Source organism: Kocuria rhizosphaerae (genome assembly GCF_044462265.1).
In the GTDB taxonomy this organism is placed as follows: domain Bacteria; phylum Actinomycetota; class Actinomycetes; order Actinomycetales; family Micrococcaceae; genus Kocuria; species Kocuria rhizosphaerae.
The window spans coordinates 1-16,457 of sequence record NZ_JBISWL010000069.1; the positions used below are offsets into that span (position 1 = coordinate 1).

Sequence of the window (16,457 nt, forward strand, 5' to 3'; positions counted from 1 at the left end):
GAACCGACTCCATCTGCGCGCTCTGCACATCGTGAAGTTTTGGGTAACGGTGCTGGTGCTCCCCCGACTGGCTTCTGACCTGGACCGATTCCCCTGGCGCACCGTCAGCACGGGTGTGGCACCTGGCGCGGACAGGAGCTCCGCAGACCAGGTCGATCCGGCTTCTGACCTGCACGTCCTCGGGCGGTTATTGCGTTGCACGCAATTTGTGTGCGATTATCGCAATCACGATTCGAACTCTGAGGACGCTCCATGGGCCACGACGGCGAGAACGTGCTCTTCGCTCCCTTCGGTGGGCAGGCCCCCGATCCGGAGGTCTTCCTGGCCAGCGTCCTGGACGGATGGGGTGCTCAGCAGCGGGCGAAGGACTTCTCGCCGGCCACGATCCGGACCCGGCGTGCTGTCGTGATGAGCCTGATCGACTTCTCGGGGCGCTACCCGTGGGAATGGACGCTGGCGGACGCGGACGACTTCTTCTCCCACGCCCGTGCGGTGCGCAACCTCTCCCACGGGACGGTGCGCTCCTACCAGGGGGCGATCAAGCTGTTCTGCGACTACGCCTGCGATCCGCACTACGACTGGTGCGAGCAGAGCGCGAGGTCGTTCGGGCAGGTCTTCGGCCAGGTCGTGACCGAGCTCAATCGCCTCACCCACGCCCAGCCCACCGAGGCGCGCCCGGCCAAACGGCCTTTCACCCAGGCCGAGCTGCAGGCGTTATTCGACCTGGCCGATCTGGAGGTCGAACGGATCCTGGACTCCGGCCGCAAGGGCGCGGTGGCCGCCTGGCGGGACGCGATCGCGTTCAAGACGGCCTACAGCTGGGGCTTGCGCGCCAACGAGCTGCGGCACCTGCAGGTGGTGGACTTCTCGTCCAACAGCCGGGCGCCCTATCTGGGTGAGCACGGGGTGCTGCGCGTGCGCTGGGGCAAGCCCCACCGCGGCTCGGCGAAGAAGGTCCGTTCCGTGCTGACCGTCTGGCCGTGGTCGGCGCAGATGATCCAGGACTGGATCCGCAACGGGCTGCCCCGCTACGGGCGCCCAGTGAGCGATCTCTTCCCCACCAGCAGCGGGGCCATCGTCGGCGAGTCCCACCTGCTCGGGCGGCTGCGCGGCTTCGTCGACGAGCTGGGCTTCCCGCCCGGGCTCGACCTGCACTCCTTCCGCCGCTCCTACGCGACGCAGCTGATCACCGGGGCGGGCTTCGACGTCACCTTCGTCCAACTCCAGCTGGGCCACGAGCACGCCGCGACGACCTCGATCTACTCCCTGCCCTCCCCCGACTACCAGCGCCTGGCCTTGGAACGGGCCCACGACCGCACCATCCAGGCGGCCCTCGGGCTGCCCGCACCCAGGAGAGACCCATGAGCCGACGCGAGATCACCTACACCTGGCGGGTCCGCGAGGTCATGGCACGCCGGGGCGTGCACACCGCCAAGGACCTCGCCGAGCTGCTGCACGAGCGCGGCATCACCCTCACCGCCAACGCCGTCTGGCGCATCGTGACCCAGCAGCCCGAGCGGATCTCCTTCAAGGTCCTGGTCGCCCTCTGCGACGCCCTCGAGGTCACGCCCAACGACCTGATCACCTACACGGCCACCGACGCCAAAACCGTCCGGCAACGCCGCACGGCCACCGGCGAGAACCTCCCCGACCTGCGCGACTACCGCCCCGTGCGCGCCCGGATCATCGACGACGATGACTGACCCTGGGCGCCCGGCCACCGGCGGGAACGGATCCGTCCGCCCACCCACACTCACCGACCTCGCCCCCCGGAAGAAGCGCGGCCGACCCCGCTCGGCCGGTCAGCATGCCTGCGACCGTTGCCACCAGCAGGTCGCCAAGATCCGCGTCCACTGGCCCGACGGAGCCGTCTGCGGGGCCTGCTTCACCGAGGCCACCCACACCTACGGCACCTGCCCGCACTGCCGGGAACACCGCATGCTCCCCGGCCGCTCCCCCGGCCGAGAGCCCCTCTGCCGTGACTGCGCCGGCATCACCACCGCCCTGACCTGCACCGGCTGCCACCGCGAAGCCGAGAGATTCCGCGCCGGCCTCTGCATCCGTTGCGCCCTCACCGACGACCTCACCGCCGTGCTCAACCCCGGCGACGACCTCCGCCTGCACCGGCTCATCAAAGTGTTCGCCGGAACCCAGCGCCCCGAGAGCGTCTACACCTACATGCGCCCGGGCACCCGGGCCAGGGCACTGCTGGAAGCCATCGGCGCCCGCAAACTGGCGCTCACCCACGAAGCTTTCGACCGTCTACCCCGCTCGACCGCGGTCGAACACCTGCGCGCGCTGGTCGTCCACCACCGCATGATGCCCGCCCGCGGCAACGAGACCCTCGCACGCTTCGAACACTGGCTCGCGACCAGGATCACAGAGCTCCCCGAGGACGGCACGGCCGACCTCATCGAACGCTTCGCCACCTGGCACCACCTCGAGCGCATCCGCGCCCAGGCAACCAATCCGGACGCCGACCTCGAGACCAGCACCCACGCGGCCAAGCAGGAGATCACCGAAGCCGGGAAGTTCCTCATCTGGCTCCAAGAACACCACCACACCCTCGCGGAGGAACTCCAGCAGCTCCACATCGACGACTACCTCAGTCACGACCCCAGCACCCGCAAGCAGATCCGCACCTTCGTCCGCTGGCTCAACCACCAGCAGGGCCGCCGCACCGGGGTAATCGACGTGGCCTTCCGCAATGCCCAGAGCACGCCCATGATCACCCACACCGAGCGTCTCGAGCTCGTCCGGAACTGCCTTGAACACCGCCACGTCACCGGCTCGACCCGCCTGGCCGGGCTGATCCTTCTGCTGTGGGCCCACCCGCTGAACAAGATCGTCATGCTCCGCCGGGAACACCTCACGGTGACCCCGCAAGGCATGCTCCTCACCCTCGGCGCCACCCCGACCGCCATCCCCGAGGCACTGACCGCCATGCTCTGGCAGCACCTGCAGAACCCCGGGAACCAGAACACCGCCAACACCGGCACCCCGTGGCTGTTCCCCGGCACCCGGGCCGGCCAGCACCTGCACCCGGCCACACTTTCGCGCAGGCTCAAAGTCCTCGGCATCGACGCCCAACGGGCCCGCAACGCCACACTCCGCGACCTCACCCATGAAGTCGACGCACGCACCCTCATCGACACCCTCGGCTACAGCCCCGGCATCATCGCCCGCCACGCCGCCCTATCCGCCACGCCCATGTCCGACTACATCGACATGAAGCGCCAACGGCCCCGGTGACACGAACTCCTGACATCCCATGACCGTGGTTGAGGCACTGGCCCCGTGCCCACATGGGCACGGGGAAAGATCCAGGGAGTGTGGGCAAAATGTGGGCACCACCGCGCCGCCATGACGGCACACGCCCCGTCCAGGTGACATACCGGCCACGACTGTACCGCTACACCTTCAACCCGCCCTCGGTGCGCCTGGTCCCCGGGCCCTGCTCCCCTCAGCCGGCCCCGAGGCATTCTCGATTGGCACACCCCGGCCGAGGTCTTCGAAGAACAGCTACGCTCAAATCAACAGCACACTGTGGCGACGACCGGCTGAATACGGCTGCCTCAGTAGCAGACGACGTCGGTACGGAAGTTGCGCTCCTGGCCGTCCACCACGACGAATGTCTGCGTCGACTCGCAGGTCTCCCCGGTGGCGTCGCTGGTCGTCCTGGCGGTGTCGACACGGGTCACCTGATCGTCGAAATCCCACGGACTGGTGTACTCCTCGTAAACGGTGAAGGAGTTGTAGGAACTCTCTACCGTGTAATGGGTCCCCTCCCAGGTGTACCCCTCGGAGACAACAGTGCCCTTGTCCCGGTTCAGCTGCCGCCCGTTGGGCAGTACCACCTGCAACTGTCGGCCCTCCATCGTGGTGCAGATCTCATTGCCTAGGAAGTCGTCGTAGCAAATGTCAGTCTGGTACGCCTGGGACCCTTCGGTGACGGCGCCTGCGGCATGCGCCGGCACGGAGCCGGCCAGTGTCAGAGCGCCGACACCCAAAGCCGCGCCCATCAGTCCTTTAGTACGTTCGCGCATGTCTACCCCCATCAATCGGGCACCGGGCAACTCGCCGTGAAACGCCCAGTAACCTTCGGATTTGCATACACAACCAGGCTGGGTGCGGCCGGTCCCGGAGTGCAACGTGCATACCCCAAGTGAAGTCGAACCGTTCCCCAATTGAAGTGGCATCGTTATAAGGCTTACGCGTCGTCGGACCGGAGGCGGTTGCGCCGGTCAGCTCGACCGCCCGGCAGAGGTGCGTGGCGCCCAGCCAGTCTGTGGCTGCCGTGACCTGCGATCACTGAAGAACCGGATAACGCATTTCCCCATCAGCGGTCTGCGTCCCGGTCCGACGGATCAACCATGCACGGCGCTCCACTGCCCCGCCGACAGCCACGACAGTGCCGTTGACCTGAGGGAACGCGGCAGTACGGCGTCTTGGTGGGCCACTGACGTCGTGCGCCGACGGCGGGATCGGCGCACGTGGCGCGGTCTCGGCGACGCGCCGTTGACCTGCGCCGATGACATGCACAGGCACGCCTGGTGTCTCGCCGGATGCAACAGTGAATCACTGGCTGCAACCGGGGTCTAGGGGGTTCCGATGCAGATGGACGACTCTCAGTCCCGCCCCGATCCGACGTCGGCGGCTCAGCGCTTGGTCTCGTACCTGGTCAGGACCACGCCGCCGGGGAACGTCCGGGTCTCCACCAGTTCCAGGTTCACCCAGTTGTCCAGGGCTGGGAAAAACGGCGTGCCGCGGCCCACCAGGACCGGTGCGGTGGCCAACACGTACTCGTCGATCAGACCGGCCCGCATGGCCGCCGCGGCGAGCGTGGCGCCGCCGATGTCCATGGGCCCGCCGTCCTCGGCCTTGAGCCGGGTGATCTCGGCAACCGCGTCGCCGGTGACCAGGCGGGTGTTCCAGTCCACCGAACTGATCGTCGAGGAGAACACCACCTTGGGCATGGCCTGCCAGCGGCGGGCGAACTCGATCTCCGCCGGTGTGACGCCGGGCTGCTGGCCGGCGGTCGGCCAGTAGGTGCTCATCGTCTCCCACAGCTTGCGCCCGTACAGCGCCACACCCGTCGCGCCCACCCGGTCGGACCACCACTGGAACAGCTCTTCGCTCGGCACGCTCCAGCCGATGTCGTCGCCGGACGCGGCGATGTAGCCGTCCAGACTCACGTTCATCCCGAAGGTCAGTTTCCGCACGGCGTCAGCCTACCGGTGAGCCGGTCCTGGCCACAGGCCACACACCCGACGACCCGTCAGGTCCGGACTCGGACCCCGGAGCCGCCGCCCTCGATCATGACCTGAAACATGAGGCTTTCGGCTCCGCATACCTTCAAGTCTGAATCGAAACCGGAAGCCCTGCGCTTGCGCGCAACCGGCTTCATCGGCCCACTAGACTGCGGGCATGCGCACCTCTGCCCCCGTCGATCCCCCGCCCGTGGCGCGGACCGCCGTCTCCGGCGCGTGGCCCGCGGTGCTCGCGCTGGACGTGTTCGTCGTCCTGCTGTTCGCGGCCGCCGGGCGCAGGACCCACTCGCTGGGGGTCGTGGGTGTCCTGGAGACGGCGTGGCCGTTCCTTGCGGGGCTGGTGGTCGGCTGGGCCGTCTGGCGCCTCGCCCGGGATCCGTGGTCGCCGGTGCGCGGTCTCGCGCTGTGGCCGACCACGGTGGCCGTGGGCATGGGGCTGCGCGTGCTCACCGGCCAGGGCACCGCGCCCAGCTTCGTGCTGGTCACGCTCGGGGTGCTCGGCGTCCTGCTGCTCGTCCCCCGGGCCGTAGCGGTCCTCGTGCGCAGGCCCCGGAGCCGGCGTCCAGCCTGAGCAGCCCCTCCGACCCCTCCGTTCCGCCGGCCGCGCCGGTCCCGTCCCGAAAGGTGCTCCATGCTCACCGCCATCGTCCTCGTCAAGACCACCGCCGACCGCATCCCCGAGGTGGCCGAGCAGATCTCCGACATCCCCGGCATCAGTGAGGTGTACTCCGTGACCGGCGAGTGGGACCTGATCGCGATGGTGCGGGTGCACCGGCACGAGGACCTCGCCGACGTCATCGCCGACCGCCTCTCCAAGGTCGAGGGCGTGGTGGCCACCAACACCAACATCGCGTTCCGGACCTACAGCAGGCACGACCTCGACGCCGCGTTCTCGCTCGGCATCGAGTGATCCACGGGCCCGGGCCGGGCCCGCCGACGGCCGGAGGCCGGTGAGCGCGCAGCTCGCCGGCCTCCGTCGTCGTCGTGCGGACGCTCAGCGGGTCGTGTGGGCAACCCAGCGGTCGAGGACGGCGCGCGCCGCCCCGCTGTCGATCGACTCCTCGGCGCGTCGGACGGCCTCGGTCATCCGCTCGAAGAACGGCGCGCCGGCCGAGGGGTCCAGGGCGACGAGGCCTGCGGCGGCGTTGAGCACGACGGCGTCGCGGACGGGGCCCGTCTCCCCCGCCAGGACGCGCTCCACGACCTGGGCGTTGTACCGCGCGTCCTGACCGCGCAGGTCCTCGACGGTCGCTCGGGGCATCCCGAGGTCCGAGGGGTCGAAGTCGTGGTGCTCGACCCGGCCCTCGCGCACCTCCCAGATCTCGGAGGGCGCGGTGACGGTGAGCTCGTCCAGCCCGTCGCCGCCGCGGAAGACCAGGGCCCGGTCGCCGCGCGCCGCGAAGACGCCGGCGATCAGCGGCGCCAGCCGGCGGTCGGCCACGCCGATCGCCGAGGACCCGGGCCGGGCGGGATTGGTGAGCGGGCCCAGCACGTTGAACGCCGTCGCCACACCCAGCTGCTTGCGCGCCGCCGCGGCGAAACGCATCGAGGGGTGGAACGTCTGCGCGAACAAGAACGTGATGCCCACCTCACGGGCGGCCGACTCGACCATCTCGACCGGCAGGTCCAGTCTGACCCCGAGGGCCTCCAGGACGTCCGCGGAGCCGGACTTCGAGGAGGACGCGCGGTTGCCGTGCTTGACGACCTTGGCCCCGGCGCCGGCGCACACGAGCGCCGCCATCGTCGAGATGTTCACGCTCGCGAGCCGGTCGCCCCCCGTGCCGACGATGTCCACGGCCGGTCCGGGGATGTCCACCGGGCGGGCGTGGCCGACCATGGCGTCCGCGAGGCCGGTCAGCTCCTCGACGGTCTCCCCCTTGGCGCGCAGCGCCACCAGGAAGCCCGCGACGACGACGTCCGGCACCTCCCCCGACATGATCTGGTCCATGGCCCACCAGGCCTGCTCCCGGCGGAGGTCGCTCCCGTCGATCAGGGTGGTGATGAGGTCTGGCCACGCGTAGGGCGGCGCGGTCGGCGGAGTCGTCGTGTTCACGATCCTGATCGTATCGTCCGCCCGGACGGGCCCCGGAACACGCCCGTCGGGACCGCCGGTCCCGGTGTCACGCGGACCATCGTCCCGGCCGGAGCGTGCGGGGCGCCGCGGCCGGGGCGCCGCCCGTGGGGGTGACGAGCCGGACGTCGTCGTCACCCCCGGTCGGGGCGGCGGTGACACGCGAACCGCCCGACCCGCCCCTGGTTGGTCCGGCGGGAGTTTTGTCGACATAATGTCTCTGTGACGACTGCAACCCATACCCCAGCCAAGCCGGTAGGCGGGTCTCTCAACCGACCCAACCTCACGTCCGTGGGCACCATCGTGTGGCTCGCCTCCGAGGTGATGTTCTTCGCCGGCCTCTTCGCCATGTACTTCACCCTGCGTGCCACCTCTCCGGAGCTCTGGGCGGAGGAGTCCGCCAAGCTGAATGTGCCGCTGGCCCTCGTGAACACCATCATCCTGGTCTCCAGCTCCGTGACCTGTCAGTTCGGCGTCTTCGCCGCGGAGCGGCTCCAGCCGCGCCGCACCGGCGGGATCCTCCAGTTCACCCGCTGGGGCATGGTCGAGTGGTTCGCGCTGACCTTCATCATGGGCGCGATCTTCGTGGCCGTGCAGGCCTTCGAGTACGCCGAGCTGGTCGCCCACGGCATCAGCATCCCGGCCCACGCCTACGGCTCCGCCTTCTACATCACCACGGGCTTCCACGCGCTGCACGTGACCGGCGGCCTCATCGCGTTCCTGTTCATCATGGGCCGCGCGTTCGTCGCCAAACGCTTCGGCCACTTCGAGGCCACCTCGGCCATCGTCGTGTCCTACTACTGGCACTTCGTGGACGTCGTCTGGATCGTCCTCTTCCTGGTGATCTACTTCCTCAAGTAGGTCGTGCCGTCCCGGGGACGCACCGAACAAACCACCGCAGCACCGAGTTAAAGGAACGTTTGACGTGAAGGCACTTTCGCAACAGCGGCGCCACCCCCTCGCAGTCCTCGCACTGATGGTCCTGGCCCTGCTCCTCACCGGTGGGCTCTACGCAGTCGCCACAACCACCAATGAGGCCAAGGCCCAGACCGAGTCCTACAGCGCGCAGGACATCGAGGAGGGCGAGAAGCTGTTCATCGCGAACTGTTCCACCTGCCACGGTCTCGACGCGGCGGGGACCCCGTCCGGCCCGTCGCTGGTGGGCGTCGGTGCCGCCGCCGTCGACTTCCAGGTCGGCACGGGGCGCATGCCCATGCAGGCCAACGGACCGCAGGCCCAGCAGAAGGCCCCCCAGTTCGACGACGAGCAGGTCCGCCAGCTCGCCGGCTACGTGGCCACCTTCGGCGCGGGCCCGTCGGTCCCCGAGGAGCAGTACCTCGACGTCGCCGAGGGCAACGCCGCCAACGGAGCGAAGGTATTCCTCGCCAACTGCGCCATGTGCCACAACGCCGCCGGCGCCGGCGGCGCGCTGACCCGCGGCAAGTTCGCGCCCACGGTGATGGACGTGTCCGAGAAGCACATCTACGAGGCCATGCAGACGGGCCCGCAGAACATGCCCGTCTTCAACGACGCGAACATCACCCCCGAGGAGAAGCGCGACGTCATCACCTACCTGAAGACGCTCGAGCAGAGCCCCAACCCCGGCGGGTTCGGCCTCGGAGCCCTGGGCCCGGTCTCCGAGGGCCTGTTCGTCTGGACCGTCGGACTGGCCGTCATCATCGGGTTCACCGTCTGGATCACGTCGCGTTCCGCCTGACGCCCGTGCCGGCAGCGGATGTCGGCCCCCCAAGCTACGATCAACTGCACCAAGAGAAGGATGAGGGACCACATGGGAAGCCACAGTGACGGCACTCCCCACCAGTCGGGATCCGTTGCCACCACGGGCACCACGGCAATGGAGCGTTTTCCCGACCCCGGACTGCCTCCGCACCGTCCACGCCTGACGGACGTCGACTCCAAGGCCGCCAAGCGCGCGGAACGGCAGATCGCCCTGCTGTTCCTGATCTCGATCCTCGGTTCCGTCCTGTTCTTCGTGGGCTACTTCGGCGTCCGGGTCGAGGGGCCGATCTACGACGTGACGAACACCGCTCCCACACAGCGCCTGCAGCTCCAGAACCTGCTGCTCGGCCTCGGGATCGCCCTGGCCATGTTCGGCATCGGGCTGGGCATCGTGCACTGGGCACGGACGCTGATGCCGGGCCACGAACTGGTCCAGAGCCGGCACGAGATCCGCACCGAGGAGCAGCGCGCGGAGGCGCAGAGCATCCTGGCCACGATCTACGACGAGTCGGGCATCAGGCGGCGTCCGCTGCTGCGCAACACCCTCATCGGCGCGGCGGTCCTCGCTCCCCTCCCCTTCGTCGGTCTGCTCAAGGACCTCGGCCCGACCGACCTCGACGTCCTCAAGCACACCCTGTGGGACGACGGCGTCCGACTGGTGCGCGACCCCTCCGGCACGCCCATCAAGGCCTCCGACGTCACGCTCGGATCCACCTTCCACGTCGTCCCGGAGAACCTGAGCGCCATCGGGCACAACGAGGGCTACCTGGACGAGAAGGCCAAGGCCGTCGTGCTGCTCATGCGTCTCGACCCGGAGACCGTCAACGTCTCCCCGGAGAAGGCCGACTGGAACGTCGACGGCATCTTCGCCTACTCGAAGGTCTGCACCCACGTCGGCTGCCCGGTGGCCCTCTACGAGCAGCAGACGCACCACCTGCTGTGCCCGTGCCACCAGTCCACGTTCGACCTCGCCAACGAGTGCGAGGTCATCTTCGGGCCGGCTGCCCGGCCCCTCCCCCAGCTGCCGATCTCCGTGGACGACGAGGGCTACCTCGTCGCCCGCAGCGACTTCCACGAGCCGGTCGGACCGACCTACTCCCAGCGGGGTACCCACGTCGAAGAAATGCAGGGTGAGGCGAACTGATGTCCACGTCCACTGACTACCAGTACAAGCCGCAGACCGGTGCCGGCCGGATCGCGAACTTCGCCGACACCCGTCTGGGACTGTCGCCGCTCGTCAAGGAGTTCGGCCGGAAGATCTTCCCGGACCACTGGTCCTTCATGCTCGGCGAGGTCGCGCTCTACACCTTCGTCATCCTCCTGCTCTCGGGCACGTTCCTCGCGCTCTGGTTCGAGCCGTCGATGGCCGCCCTGGAGTACGAGGGCTCCTACGTCCCGATGCGTGGCGTCGAGATGTCCGCGGCCTACGCGTCCTCGCTCGACATCTCCTTCGACATCCGCGGCGGGCTGTTCCTGCGCCAGATCCACCACTGGTCGGCGCTCGTGTTCGCGGCGGCCATCGCGGTGCACATGCTCCGGGTGTTCTTCACCGGCGCGTTCCGCCGCCCGCGTGAGCTGAACTGGCTCATCGGCGTGGGTCTCTTCCTGCTGGCCATCGTCGCAGGCTTCTCCGGGTACTCCCTCCCGGACGACGTCCTCTCCGGCAACGGCCTGCGCATCGCCGACGCGATCCTCAAGGCCATCCCGATCGTCGGCGCCTATCTGTCGATGTTCCTGTTCGGGGGCGAGTTCCCCGGTCACGACATCATCGCGCGGCTCTACATCATCCACGTGCTGCTGATTCCCGCGGCGATCCTCGGCCTGATCGTGGTGCACCTGATTCTGGTCGTCGTGCACAAGCACACCCAGTACCCCGGTCCCGGCCGCACCGAGCAGAACGTCGTGGGTGTGCCCATCGGGCCCATCTTCGCGGCCAAGGGCGGCGGCTTCTTCTGCATCGTCTTTGGCATCATGTCTCTGATGGCGGCCACCACCACGATCAACGCGATCTGGAACTACGGCCCCTACGACCCCTCCCCGGTGCAGGCCGGCTCCCAACCGGACTGGTACATGGGCTTCACCGACGGCGCCGTCCGCCTCATGCCCGGCACCTGGCCGTTCAACTGGGAGTGGACCTTCTGGGGCATGGCGATCCCCATGAACGTGCTGCTGCCGATGATGCCGATCATGGTGCTCTTCGGGCTCATGGCCGCGTGGCCGTGGATCGAGCGCTGGGTGACGAAGGACGACCGGGAGCACCACATCCTCGACCGTCCCCGCAACGCGCCCTTCCGGACCGCGATGGGTGCGGCGGGTGTCGCCTTCTACACGGTCATGCTCGTCGCGGCCAGTGGGGACCTCATCGCGACCCACTTCCTGGTGTCGCTCAACGACGTCATCTACTGGTTGCGGGCCGCGTACTTCCTCGCACCCATCCTGGCGTTCGTGATCACCCGGCGGGTCTGCCTGTCGCTGCAGCGCAAGGACCGTGAGATTGTCCTGCACGGCCGTGAGACCGGTCGTGTCCAGCAGCTGCCCCACGGCGAGTTCATCGAGGTGCACGAGCCGCTCGACGAGTACAAGCGGTACCGTCTGGTCGCCTTCCACGACCGGCAGGTCCAGCCTCCGCAGCCGAACGGCAAGGGCAAGATCACGGGTGCGGAGAAGCTGCGAGCCCGCATCAGCCGGGTCTTCTTCGAGGACCGAGTGGCACCCGTGACGCCGGCGGAGCTCGAGGCGTCCCACCACCACCACGAGGTCGAGGCGTCGGCCGGGGGCCCCCAGGGCCGGGAGCTCGTCCGCTGAGTCGCGCGCAGACGGGCAGGGCCCCGGAAGGAGCGATCCTTCCGGGGCCCTGCCCGTCTGCCGCCGCGTACGGGCTGTTCCGCGCGCTTTCACGGCTCGTGAGCAGCTCGGCATCGTGGGTAGCCGAGCCATCCCTGGACGCTCTGGGCCCGGAGCGTGGCCGGCACAGCGGAGACGGGGGTGCACTGGAGGGTGAACCGGGTGCCGGCCGACACCGGCAGCAGCCCACGCACCGGCCTGGGCGGTCATCGGGCGGGCCGCCCCGCCAGTTCTCGAGCGCCCCATCGATTGCTGTCGCCTCCGGGAACTGTCAACGACGTTGACACGGACTCCAGGACCCGGCCGGCCGTGCAGCTGTCAACGGTCAGCGGGACTTCCCGGGGGGCGGTCAGGTGATCTCCCTGCCAGCGGCCAGCGGGGCGTCCCTGTGGGGGTCGGGTGATCTCCCTGTCCGCGGTCAGCCGATCTCCCTGCGGGGCGTCGGGTCCGTGAGACTTTCCCTCGTCCGGCGGCGGCATCGGACAAGAGCCACAGCGAGGTGTCCTCGATGTTGATGGCGTGGGCCTGGAGCAGCAGGAGCCAGGCCCTCGACGGCGGCGGTGGCCAGGCCTTGAGCGGGATCGTCTCCAGTCCGGCCGGGTGGACGGTGGATGTGCCGTCGAAGCTGCGGCGTGCGGAGACAGCAACCGCCGCCATCGGGTCCACCCGTCGCCGGCGAGGCACTGCAGACGCCGGCGCGGAGGCCGCCACGGCCGCCGGCCCGCGAACGGGAGAGGCCCCGGACACCGTGGTGGTGTCCGGGGCCTCTTCGAGGTCGTCAGTGCGCGTGGTCCCCGCGGGAGTGCTCGAAGATGAGACCCAGCAGTCCGAGGACCGCGACCGGACCGGCGAGCATCAGCAGCCACCAGTCGATGGCCATGCTCACGAAGGCCAGGGCGCAGCCGAGGCCGAGGAGCAGCGGCCACCAGCTCCACGGGGAGAAGTGACCGTACTCGCCGGCCGACTCCACGATCTCCCCGTCCAGCTTGTCCTCCGGGAGGACGCCGCCCGTGTGGCGGTCGACCAGCCAGAGGTAGACCGCCAGCATGAAGGACATGGCGGCCACGGCCAGCAGTCCGGGGAACCCCACGAGCTCGTCGAAGCGGGTCAGGAAGCCGTAGACCACGGCACACACGAGGCCGAAGACCCCGAGGAGGATGAACAGCTTGATGGACAGTTTCATGCTCAGCCCTTCCGCGTGGCGATGGCGGCGTCGTCGACCGGGGACTGCTGCGGGGACTCCGCGGCGAGCTCCGGGTGGTGCAGGTCCAGCGCGGGGCGTTCGGACCGGATCCGCGGCAGCGAGGTGAAGTTGTGCCGCGGCGGCGGGCAGGACGTCGCCCACTCCAGGGATCCGCCGAAGCCCCAAGGGTCGTCGACCTCGACCTTCTTGCCGTTGCGGTGGGTCGTGTAGACGTTCCAGAACCACGGGATCATCGACACCCCGAGGAGCATCGATCCGACCGTGGAGATCTGGTTCATCCAGGTGAAGCCGTCCTCGGGCAGGTAGTCGGCGTAGCGGCGGGGCATCCCGTCCACGCCCAGCCAGTGCTGGATGAGGAACGTCATGTGGAAGCCCAGGAACAGCAGCCAGAAGTGGATCTTGCCGATCCGCTCGTTGAGCATCTTGCCGGTGAACTTCGGCCACCAGAAGTAGAAGCCGGCGAACATCCCGAAGACCACGGTGCCGAAGACCACGTAGTGGAAGTGGGCGACCACGAAGTAGGAGTCGGAGACGTGGAAGTCCAGCGGCGGCGTCGCCAGGATGATGCCGGTCAGCCCGCCGAACAGGAAGGTGAACAGGAAGCCCAGCACCCACAGCATGGGGGTCTCGAAGGTGATCGAACCCTGCCACATCGTGCCGATCCAGTTGAAGAACTTCACGCCGGTGGGCACCGCGATCATCATCGTCATGAACGCGAAGAAGCTCAGCATGACGGCGCCGGTGACGTACATGTGGTGCGCCCACACGGTCACGGACAGGGCGCCGATGGCGATGGTGGCGAAGACCAGACCCTTGTAGCCGAAGATCGGCTTGCGGGAGAAGACCGGGACGACCTCGGAGACGATCCCGAAGAACGGCAGGGCCAGGATGTACACCTCGGGGTGCCCGAAGAACCAGAAGAGGTGCTGCCACAACACCGCTCCCCCGTTGGCGGGGTCGAAGATGTGCCCGCCGAGGGTGCGGTCCATGCCCAGGGCGAAGAGGGCCGCGGCCAGGGGCGGGAAGGCGATGATGATCAGCAGGGACGTGATGAGGATGTTCCAGGTGAACAGGCCCATCCGCCACACCGTCATGCCCGGGGCGCGCATCGCCAGGATCGTGGTGATGAAGTTGACGCCACCCATGATGGTGCCGAACCCGGACAGCGCCAGGCCGAAGACCCACAGGTCGCCGCCGAGCCCCGGCGAGAACGAGGCGTTGCTCAGCGGGGTGTAGGCGAACCAGCCGAAGGACGCCGCGCCCTGCGGGGTGATGAAGCCGGCCGTGGCGATGAGGGAGCCGAAGAGGAAGAACCAGAACGCCAGGGCGTTGAGCCGCGGGAACGCCACGTCCGGGGCGCCGATCTGCAGCGGGACGATGACGTTGGCGAAGCCGACGAACAGGGGTGTCCCGAACATCAGCAGCATCAGCGTGCCGTGCATCGTGAACAGCTGGTTGTACTGCTCCTTGGTCTCCAGGATCTGCATGCCGGGCTCGAAGAGCTCGGCGCGGATCAGCAGGGCCATCACGCCGGCGATGCAGAAGAAGAGGAAGGAGGTGATCAGGTACATGTACCCGATCGTCTTGTGGTCGGTGGTGGTGAGCCAGTTGACGACCAACCGGCCCTTGGACCGGGGCACCACGCGCGGAGCGACTGTGGCGGCCTCGTCCCGTGAATACTCGAGTGTGGACACCGGTACTCCTTAGTTGTTAAAGGTCTCGTCGTGCTGGTCCGCGGTGCCCGGGTAGGAGTCGCGGCTGTACTCCTCGCCGAGCTGCCCGGTCTGGCCGGCCTCGCGCAGGGACTGGATGTGGGCGTCGTACTCGGCCTGGCTGACCACGTTGACGTTGAACAGCATCTCGGAGTGGTACTCCCCGCACAGCTCGGCGCACTTGCCGTAGTAGGAGCCCTCGCGACCCGTGGTGATGCTGATGAGGTTGGTGCGTCCGGGGAACATGTCGGCCTTCTCGAGGAAGGCGGGGACCCAGAACGAGTGGATCACGTCGCGCGAGGTGACCTGCAGCTCGACGTCGCTGTCGACGGGCAGGTACAGGGTGGGGACGCGCTCGGGGGCGCCCTCCTCGCCGTCGAGGTGGGCCTGGATGCCCGTGTCCCAGACGTCGTCGCTGACGTAGTTGAAGTCCCACGCCCACTGCTTGCCGTAGACCTGGACGGTGACGTCCGGGTTGTCGTGCGGCTCGGCGATCTGGGACTGGGCGCGCTCGGTGAAGAAGAACAGGGAGAGGATCATGACGACCGGGACGACCGTGTAGAAGACCTCGAGGGGCGCGTGGTAGGCCACCTGGCGCGGATAGCCCGTCTCGTACCGGCGGCGGCGGTAGGCGATCATGCACCAGAGCATCAGACCCCAGGTGATGAGGCCCACGACGAGGGCCGCGATCCAGGAACCGATCCACAGGTCCAGGATCATGTCGGCATTGTCGGTGGTGCCCCGCTCGGTGGGCATCCACCCGAGCTTCGCTTCTTCCGAACAACCCGTCAGCGCGGTTGCTGCCAGGACTGCTACCGCAGACACCATTGCCGTGCGGCGGCGGCTGACGGTTCGTGTGTGCGAACTCACAGACGGCCCTTCCTCTTCTTGTCGTGCTCGTCGTCTGCGCGCCGGAGGCCCTGGTACCGAGAGCCCGGACACAGTCATGTGGAATGTTTCCCTCCGAGCTTACCCCTACTCGGTGACATCTGGTGACACAGTGTCAGCGTCCGCGCGGCGTCCTCCGGGGGCGGTCAGGGCCTCCTGACGGGCGGATCCGACGGCCTGGCGGCGGGCCCGGGGACGGTCCTGGCCGATGGCCGCGGAACGCCGAGAGGCCCGCTGTCCGGCGGGACAGCGGGCCTCTCGGGGCGGGGTGCGGGGCGGCTCAGTGGAAGGAGTCGCCGCAGGCGCAGGATCCCCCCGCGTTGGGGTTGTCGATCGAGAACCCCTGCTTGGAGATGGAGTCCTCGAAGTCGATGGTCGAGCCCTCGAGATAGGGCACGCTCATCTTGTCGACCACGACCTCGACGCCGTTGAAGTCGCGCACGGCGTCGCCGTCCAGGATGCGCTCGTCGAAGTACAGCTGGTAGATGAGGCCGGAGCAACCGCCGGGCTGCACGGCCACGCGCAGACGGAGGTCGGTGCGTCCCTCCTGCTCGAGCAGCGCGCGGACCTTCTCGGACGCGACATCGGTCAGGTCGACGCCGTGGGTCGGGAGGCCGTCCACTGCGGCGCCGTTCTCGGTCGTGACGCTCATGATGCTCACTTTCTGTGGATGGGGACCGCGCGGCGTCGGGCCGGCGGTGGTCTACCAGGGGGCACAACGACGGACG

Annotated in this window: 16 protein-coding genes; 9 read left to right on the forward strand and 7 right to left on the reverse strand. The window is 68.4% G+C overall.

What is annotated here, in order from left to right:
* Window positions 1–252 precede the first annotated feature (252 nt).
* From ACH9EU_RS07545 to ACH9EU_RS07555, 3 genes are read left to right on the forward strand one after another with little or no spacing between them, the layout of a single operon-like run.
* Window positions 253–1,365, forward strand: a complete 1,113-nt coding sequence (locus ACH9EU_RS07545; RefSeq protein ID WP_396413034.1) for a tyrosine-type recombinase/integrase — start codon at window positions 253–255, stop codon at window positions 1,363–1,365.
* Window positions 1,362–1,703 carry a helix-turn-helix domain-containing protein gene (locus ACH9EU_RS07550; protein ID WP_396413035.1) on the forward strand — a complete coding sequence of 114 codons (342 nt, stop codon included), beginning with the start codon at window positions 1,362–1,364 and terminating at the stop codon, window positions 1,701–1,703. Before ACH9EU_RS07545 ends, ACH9EU_RS07550 begins: the two co-directional genes overlap by 4 nt.
* Window positions 1,696–3,252, forward strand: a complete 1,557-nt coding sequence (locus ACH9EU_RS07555) for a hypothetical protein (RefSeq protein ID WP_396413036.1) — start codon at window positions 1,696–1,698, stop codon at window positions 3,250–3,252. Before ACH9EU_RS07550 ends, ACH9EU_RS07555 begins: the two co-directional genes overlap by 8 nt.
* Window positions 3,253–3,575: 323 nt before the next feature.
* On the opposite strand, the gene ACH9EU_RS07560 is transcribed toward ACH9EU_RS07555, so the two are convergent.
* Together ACH9EU_RS07560 and ACH9EU_RS07565 are read right to left on the reverse strand one after the other, a co-directional pair.
* Window positions 3,576–4,058: a hypothetical protein gene (locus ACH9EU_RS07560; protein ID WP_396413037.1), complete on the reverse strand. Its 483-nt coding sequence runs from the start codon at window positions 4,056–4,058 to the stop codon at window positions 3,576–3,578.
* 600 nt (window positions 4,059–4,658) lie between these two features.
* Window positions 4,659–5,222 carry a dihydrofolate reductase family protein gene (locus ACH9EU_RS07565; RefSeq protein ID WP_396413326.1) on the reverse strand — a complete coding sequence of 188 codons (564 nt, stop codon included), beginning with the start codon at window positions 5,220–5,222 and terminating at the stop codon, window positions 4,659–4,661.
* 205 nt (window positions 5,223–5,427) lie between these two features.
* Here ACH9EU_RS07565 and ACH9EU_RS07570 point away from each other — a divergent pair, with 205 nt between their 5' ends.
* Entirely contained in the window at window positions 5,428–5,841 is a 414-nt protein-coding gene (locus ACH9EU_RS07570) for a DUF3054 domain-containing protein (RefSeq protein WP_396413327.1), read from the forward strand.
* Between the two features lie 60 nt (window positions 5,842–5,901).
* Entirely contained in the window at window positions 5,902–6,180 is a 279-nt protein-coding gene (locus tag ACH9EU_RS07575; protein ID WP_396413328.1) for an Lrp/AsnC ligand binding domain-containing protein, read from the forward strand.
* 84 nt (window positions 6,181–6,264) lie between these two features.
* Here ACH9EU_RS07575 and trpD read toward each other — a convergent pair whose 3' ends face one another.
* Window positions 6,265–7,323, reverse strand: a complete 1,059-nt coding sequence (gene trpD, locus ACH9EU_RS07580) for an anthranilate phosphoribosyltransferase (protein ID WP_396413329.1) — start codon at window positions 7,321–7,323, stop codon at window positions 6,265–6,267.
* Between the two features lie 240 nt (window positions 7,324–7,563).
* On the opposite strand from trpD, the gene ctaE reads away from it, so the two are divergent.
* The 4 genes from ctaE to qcrB all read left to right on the forward strand — a co-directional run bounded on the left by ctaE (window position 7,564) and on the right by qcrB (window position 11,886).
* Window positions 7,564–8,202 (forward strand): aa3-type cytochrome oxidase subunit III, encoded by a 639-nt coding sequence (ctaE, locus tag ACH9EU_RS07585; RefSeq protein WP_396413330.1) that lies wholly within the window; start codon window positions 7,564–7,566, stop codon window positions 8,200–8,202.
* A gap of 64 nt (window positions 8,203–8,266) precedes the next feature.
* A complete protein-coding gene (qcrC, locus tag ACH9EU_RS07590; RefSeq protein ID WP_396413331.1) occupies window positions 8,267–9,058 on the forward strand; it encodes a cytochrome bc1 complex diheme cytochrome c subunit in 792 nt (263 codons plus the stop codon).
* Between the two features lie 72 nt (window positions 9,059–9,130).
* A complete protein-coding gene (gene qcrA, locus ACH9EU_RS07595) occupies window positions 9,131–10,225 on the forward strand; it encodes a cytochrome bc1 complex Rieske iron-sulfur subunit (protein WP_396413332.1) in 1,095 nt (364 codons plus the stop codon).
* Complete coding sequence (gene qcrB / locus ACH9EU_RS07600) at window positions 10,225–11,886, forward strand: cytochrome bc1 complex cytochrome b subunit (protein WP_396413333.1); 1,662 nt, start codon at window positions 10,225–10,227, stop codon at window positions 11,884–11,886. The genes qcrA and qcrB overlap by 1 nt, the downstream gene beginning before the upstream one ends.
* 817 nt (window positions 11,887–12,703) lie before the next feature.
* Here qcrB and ACH9EU_RS07605 read toward each other — a convergent pair.
* The 4 genes from ACH9EU_RS07605 to ACH9EU_RS07620 all read right to left on the reverse strand — a co-directional run bounded on the left by ACH9EU_RS07605 (window position 12,704) and on the right by ACH9EU_RS07620 (window position 16,381).
* Window positions 12,704–13,108, reverse strand: a complete 405-nt coding sequence (locus ACH9EU_RS07605) for an aa3-type cytochrome oxidase subunit IV (RefSeq protein WP_396413334.1) — start codon at window positions 13,106–13,108, stop codon at window positions 12,704–12,706.
* 2 nt (window positions 13,109–13,110) lie between these two features.
* Window positions 13,111–14,823, reverse strand: coding sequence for an aa3-type cytochrome oxidase subunit I (ctaD, locus tag ACH9EU_RS07610; RefSeq protein WP_396413335.1), 1,713 nt, complete (start codon window positions 14,821–14,823; stop codon window positions 13,111–13,113).
* Window positions 14,824–14,832: 9 nt separating this feature from the next.
* Window positions 14,833–15,711 carry an aa3-type cytochrome oxidase subunit II gene (gene ctaC, locus ACH9EU_RS07615; RefSeq protein ID WP_396413336.1) on the reverse strand — a complete coding sequence of 293 codons (879 nt, stop codon included), beginning with the start codon at window positions 15,709–15,711 and terminating at the stop codon, window positions 14,833–14,835.
* A 298-nt stretch (window positions 15,712–16,009) separates the two neighbouring features.
* A complete protein-coding gene (locus ACH9EU_RS07620; protein ID WP_396413337.1) occupies window positions 16,010–16,381 on the reverse strand; it encodes an iron-sulfur cluster assembly accessory protein in 372 nt (123 codons plus the stop codon).
* Between the last annotated feature and the right edge of the window lie 76 nt (window positions 16,382–16,457).